The 6,155-nt window shown below is 71.6% G+C and carries 3 protein-coding genes; all 3 read left to right on the forward strand.

Features of this window, described 5'->3' with window-relative positions:
- The coding region (locus tag ACQKIP_RS30830; RefSeq protein WP_427744763.1) for a BTAD domain-containing putative transcriptional regulator at positions 1 to 2,582 on the forward strand (2,582 nt) is incomplete at its 5' end.
- 1,025 nt (positions 2,583 to 3,607) lie between these two features.
- A complete protein-coding gene (locus ACQKIP_RS30835; protein ID WP_365865534.1) occupies positions 3,608 to 4,687 on the forward strand; it encodes an AAA family ATPase in 1,080 nt (359 codons plus the stop codon).
- A 43-nt stretch (positions 4,688 to 4,730) separates the two neighbouring features.
- The coding region (locus tag ACQKIP_RS30840) for a hypothetical protein (protein WP_427744765.1) at positions 4,731 to 6,155 on the forward strand (1,425 nt) is incomplete at its 3' end.

Genomic DNA, 6,155 nt, shown 5'->3' on the forward strand with positions numbered 1-6,155 from the left:
CCGCTGCCGTGGGCGGCATCCCCTGCGTCCTGACCCTCACGCTGGGGGCGCCCTGGCCCGACCGCGTCACCTCGCTCGACGACTTGCTGCGACGGCTGGCACAGCCGGTCAGCGACCCCTTCCTGCTCCAGGTCCTCGCCCTTGTGGGCTGGGCGTGCTGGGCGTATTTCCTCGCGATCCTGCTGCGCGAATCGCTCTGGCTCCTGGGGCGCTTGCCGACGCTCGCCGCGGACATGACGCTCCTTCGACGGCGCACCGCATCGCTGCCCGCCCACCGAGCCGCCGCCGCACTCCTGGTGGGCACCCTCTTCCTTGCCCTGATCGGAATGTGGCGGCTGCCCCTCGCGCACGCCTCGGCCAACGCCGCCGTTCCGTCCCCTTCGGTGGTCGCGGCCACCGCGCCCCAGCATGCGCCGCCCGCGAAAGCAGCCGAGCCCGAGTACACCGCGTACACCGTCCAGCGCGGCGACACGCTCTGGGGCATCGCCGAAGAACATCTCGGCGACCCGCTGCTGTGGCCGAAGATCTACCAACTGTCCTGCGCCATCCGGCAGTCCGATGGCCGCCTGCTCTCCGACCCCGACCTCATCGCACCCGGCTGGCAGCTGCATCTCCCTGCGATGCAATCACCCCCCTCGGCTCCCGCGCCGAGCCCGCCTCGACCACCGGCCGAGCCGCCCCCGTCCACCCCGTCTCCAGACCCCGTGCCCGCCGGACAGCAGCCTCACGGCCACGACGAACGCCACGAAGACCACCGGCATACCGGCCGCCAGGAGCGCGAGCACGACACCGCGAAGGGACAGCGGCGGCCGACGAGCATCTCGCTCGGCGTCGCCTCCACCATCGGCGTCACGACCGCGGCCGGAATCGCCGCGGCCATCGGCTTCGCCCGGTGGCACGCGGCCCGCCGCCGTACACCACAACTCGAAACGCTCGGCGCTCCGTTGGAGGACGACGACCTGCTGCTGGGCGAGGCGCTCAACCGCAGCAACCAGGCCCATCTGGCCACCCTCGCCACCCGCCACCACAACCCCGAGACGCTGCCCCGCCGCCCGGCTCCTGCCGAACCCCGACCGCTGGGAACGGTCACCGTCGCCGAGCACAGCGGCAGCGAAGTTTGCATCGACTCCCTGGCCGTTCCCGGCGGAGTGCACCTGACGGGCCCGGGCGCCGATTCCGCCGCCCGCCATCTGGCGATCGCCATCGCCGGCGCCGCCGAACGGCTGCGCCCGGAACCGCCTCGGGTACGGCTGATCACCTCCGAGGTGACCCTGCGCCGCCTGCTGCCCGCGGCGCACACCGCACTTTCCGCCTGGACGCTCACCCCGACCGGCAGCGAGGCCATGCAGACGGCGGAGCGGGTCCTGCTCGCCTGCACCCGCCATGCGCAGTACTCCGACGGTCTGTCCACGGAACGCGACGGTCCTGCGCTGAACGTCCTGTTGGTGGACCGGGCAGCCGAGGACCCGGCCCGCCTGCGCGCGCTGGCGACAGGGAGTGCGTGCCACCTCGTCGTCGTCACCCTGGGCTCCGACAGCGGTCCAGGAGACCGACTCAGCGTCGCGGCCGACGGCACTGCCCACAGCCCTCTGACCCCCTTCGACAACGCCACCATGTTCCTCCTCGCCCAGGATGTGGCGACCGAATTCCTGGGTACCCTGCACGCCGCCCACGGGTACCGGACCGCGTCGGCGGACTCTGAGGATGAGCCAGAAGGACCGGCACCGGAACAGGCGCCCGCCCCGGCGCCACCGCAACCACGTGCCGCAAGCGGCCCCGCCACGGCGGCCTCACCCCACGAGCTGTACATCCGTCTCCTTGGCGGCTTCAAGCTGTTCGTACGCGGCAAGGAATGCGCGCTCACCGACACGAGGAAAGAGGAGACCCGGGAATTCATTGCTCTGCTCGCGGCGCATCAGGACGGGCTACGCGGTGAGGAAATCGCGGAAAAGATGCAGCTCTCCGACGATCCAGTGGCAGCGAGAACGGAAATCGAGAACCTGCGGCGCTCGGCACGCCGTGTATTCCGAGGAGCCACCGGCAAGAAAGAGGTGGCCTTTGTCCTGCTCAGCGGGCAGGTGCACAAACTCGATCCGCAGTACGTTGCCACCGACGTCACTGCCTTCGCCGACGCACTCAAGCAGGCTGCCGCAGCCGACTCGACCTACGCGCGAGCGGACGCGCTGGGGCGCGCGACGGCCATTTACTCGGGGCCGTTGTGCGAGGGCTCCGACTACCTGTGGGCCCATGGCCTGCGCGCCGCACTCCACCGGCGCGCTCTGGACGCGCTGATGCTGCTCGCCGAGCACATGGCCCAGCACACCGCCGACGCGGAGCCCGCCCTCGCGCTCCTCAACCGGGCCGCCGACCTCGACCCGGAGAACGAACGGGTCTACCGCCGGATCATCCGGCTGCAACTCTCCCTGGGGCGCGACGACGCGGCGCATCGAACCCTCGGCCTCATGACCGAGCGCCTGGCCGCCATCGACGCCGAACCCGAGGCCGCCACGCTGGCCCTGCTCCGCGAAAGCACCCCGCCCCGCCGACACACGCCGACCCCCGGAACAGTCGTCAGACGCTGACGTCCTCCAGGACGTCCCGACCACCGTCCTGCCACGGGGAACCACTCCGCCGTCCTGCTTGGACCAGAGCACCCCACCCCGGCAAACACGCAGGCCACGGCCCGATCCGCCACCGCGGACCGGGCCAGCCTGCATATCGGTACAAGCATCTGCCCCGATCTGCTCGCGCCGGCTGCCCCGACCCTCTCTCCGCTCACCCCTGCGTTCAACTATCTCCCCACCTGCTCTCACCGGCCTTTCCTCCTTCACCTGCTCCCGCTCCTCTCCTCCTCTCCTCCTCTTCCTGCCTCTGGTCCTTCGGTGAGCTCGGTTGCCGGCGCCCGGCGCCGGCCGCCGGCGGGCGTCTGCGCGCGGCAGGCGCCCGTCGTATGCCCTGACCGCAGATCCGTGCGCGCGTTCGGCTGTCCGCCGGCGCTGACCGTGCAGGCCGCCTCTAATCGCGTCGTGAAACCGGCCGCGCACGACGCAAGGCGTCGCACGCTACGGAATTCACTTGGAATTGCGTCGCCAATTCACGAGAATTCCAGCATTACTGAGGCGGAATAGGGCTTCAGGTCGCCCGCGAGTCGAGCTATATTTAAATTGTTCCCGAAAAGGCCGGGAATGGAAATCCACGAAAGGCCTCCATTCGATAAGGGATTACGGGTGGAGTGTGCCCCGAAAGGGCCAAACAGAAAGCGAGGTGAGTGGAAAGGAGGCCGGACGGTGGCCGGCGCGGCCCGCGTATCCAGCGCGATGACGGCTGCGACGAGCCGCTCGAAGACCCCACACCCCCGGCAGCCCAGCCGCCCGACCCACAAACGGCCCCTGCCCAAGAGCCGGCCTGCCGCCTGCAGTTGACCCACCCCGCGCCATCACCCGGCGACGACCCCCGACCGGGCCTGGCACGAACCCCCACCCGAATTCTCCTTAAGACGTGAGAGGAGTGCTTCGCCATGGCCGAATCCACCCCACCCCCTGCTCCCACCCCGGTTCCGGCGCCCGCCTCGATGACCAAGGCTCGCCCCGGACAGTTGCGCGCACGGATCGCCGGAATCCTGGCAGCCCAGCAGAGCGCGCAGTTCACCGTCACCGAACTGGCCAAGATGGTGGGGCACTCGGGCGGAGCAGTCGGCAACGCCTGCGAAACCCTGGTCACCCGGGGCGAAGCCGACCGGATCGGCACCCAGCCCCGCGCCTACCGGGCCACCGCCACCACCGCGAGCGCCGCCCAGCGCGCCCCGGTCGGCCCGCTCCCGCCCGGCACCGGCGTGCCCGCGCAGCAGGGTCCTCCCGCACCGAAACCGGCGCCCCCGGCCCAGGGCAGCAAACCCCCGCCGATCCTTCGGCCCAACGGACAGCACTACCACCCCCGGGCACTGGCGAACCTGCCCGATGTCGAGGCGCTGCGACGGCTGCGCACCGCCAGTGTCCCGGTCCTGCTGTACGGGCCGCCGGGCACCGGGAAGACGTCCCTGATCGAGGCGGCCTTCGAGGACCTGCTCACGGTGGCCGGAGACGGCGACACCACGGTCGGCGACCTGATCGGCGAGTACACCCAGGACGAGCAGGGCGGCTACGCGTTCATCTACGGCCCGCTGGTCACGGCCATGCAGGAGGGGCGGGCCCTGCTCCTGGACGACGCGACCCTGATCTCCCCGAAGGTCCTGGCCGCCCTGTACCCGGCGCTGGATGGGCGCAGGCAGATCCAGGTCAAGGCCCACAAGGGCGAGACGATCACCGCCGCCCCCGGCTTCTACGTGATCGCGGGCCATAACCCGGGCGTGCACGGGGCGGTCCTCACCGAGGCGCTGGCCTCACGGTTCAGCGTGCAGATCCAGGTCGGCTCCGACTACGACCTGGCGGCCTCCTTGAAGATCAACCGGACGGCGGTGCGGATCGCCCGCAACATCGCCGCCCGCCAGCAGATCGGCGAGGTGGGCTGGGCTCCTCAACTCCGCGAACTCCTCGCCTTTTCGAAGATCTCCGAGGTTCTCGGCGCCGAGGCGGCCTTCGCCAACCTGGTCGGCATCGCGCCCCTCGAAGACCGGGACACCATCGCCGAGATCGTCGCTAAGGCCACCGGTCGCCCGGTCACCGCCCTGGCCTTGGGCCGCCAGCTCTGACCCCCCGCCCGCCGCCACGCCCTTGAGAGGGGACCGACCCGCCATGAGCAACCACCCCCACATCCAGTACGCACCACCCGCCCTGACCGAGGACGAATGGGCCACCGCCCGCTGGGAGGACGACGGCGGCCCGCCCCGGCAACCACGCCCGGCGCCCAGCGCGGGGGAGTGGCTGCGGATCTCGGCAGCTTTGACCGAGCGGCTGCCCGAACTCGCCGACCGGGACGACGTGATCGTCACCTGCCAGCCCGGCACCCGCTCGGGCGCCCCCGCCGCTTTCTACCCGGCACTGGCCGAGCTGGAAATGGACGCCGCCGTGTTCGCTCCGCACGCCCCGGCCACCATCAACCCGGACCGGTACGGCGACGAGGAGCGCTACCCCGCTGCCTGGGGCGCCCTGATCCACGAAGCGGCCCACGCCGCCCACAGCAAATGGGCCACCCCACCACCCCTGCGCGGCACGGCCCTTGACGACGCCGCCCAGATGCTGGAGGAATCCCGGGCCGAGCACGCCCACCTCGCCCGCCGCCCCGGCGACCGCCGCTACCTGCGGGCCTGCGTCAGCAACCTGGTCCTCGCCGAGATCACCGCCGACACCCCCGCCGATCCCTGGCAGGCCGCCTTCGCCGCCGGACTGATCCTGGCCCGCCGGGACGCCGGAATCCTCGACGCCGACGAAACCGAACCCCTGGAACAGACGGTCACCCCCCTCCTCGGCGGGGACCTCCTGGCCACCCTCGCCGACATCTGGAACGCAGCCCACGCCACCGCAGACGACGACGAACAGGCCATGCTCGCCCACGCACAGGCCTGGTGCCAGGCACTCGGCGCCGACCAGAGGCAACCCCCGCCCACCGGCGGCAGCCAGGGGCGCGGCGAACTCGCCGAGGCGATCGGCAAAGCCATGGGCAACGTCGCCGCGAACGCGGCCACCGAGCAGGCCATCACCGCCGCCCGAGAGGCCCGCGCCCAGGCGAAGGCCGAACAGGCCGAGCGCGCCCGCCAGTGCGCCAAGACAGCCGAGAAGGTCTTCACACCTGGGGCCCGCCCCTACACCCCCAACAAAATCAAGGGCAGGCCCCCGACATCGCCGATCACCGGCACCCGGACGCCCACAGCGGCGGAGAAGGCGGCCGCCGGGCAACTGGCCCGGGCCCTGCGAGCGGCCGCCTACCGCGAACGCGTCGCCACCGTCACCGCATCGGCCGCCCCGCCCGGACGCCTCAGCATGCGCGGAGCCCTCGCCCGCGACGCACAAAAGGCAGCAGGCGCCACCCCCACCGCTCTGCCCTGGATCCACACCCAGCGCCGCCAGGCCCCGAGTCCGCCGCTGCGGATCGCCATCGCCGTCGACATCTCCGGCTCCATGGATGCCGCCGCCGCCCCGATCGCCTCCGCCGCCTGGATCCTGGCCCGCGCCACCGCACTGACTGACCCGGACTCCCTGGCCGCCACGGTGGCCTACGAC

Source organism: Streptomyces sp. NPDC059900, from assembly GCF_050270335.1.
Taxonomy (GTDB): Bacteria; Actinomycetota; Actinomycetes; order Streptomycetales; family Streptomycetaceae; genus Streptomyces.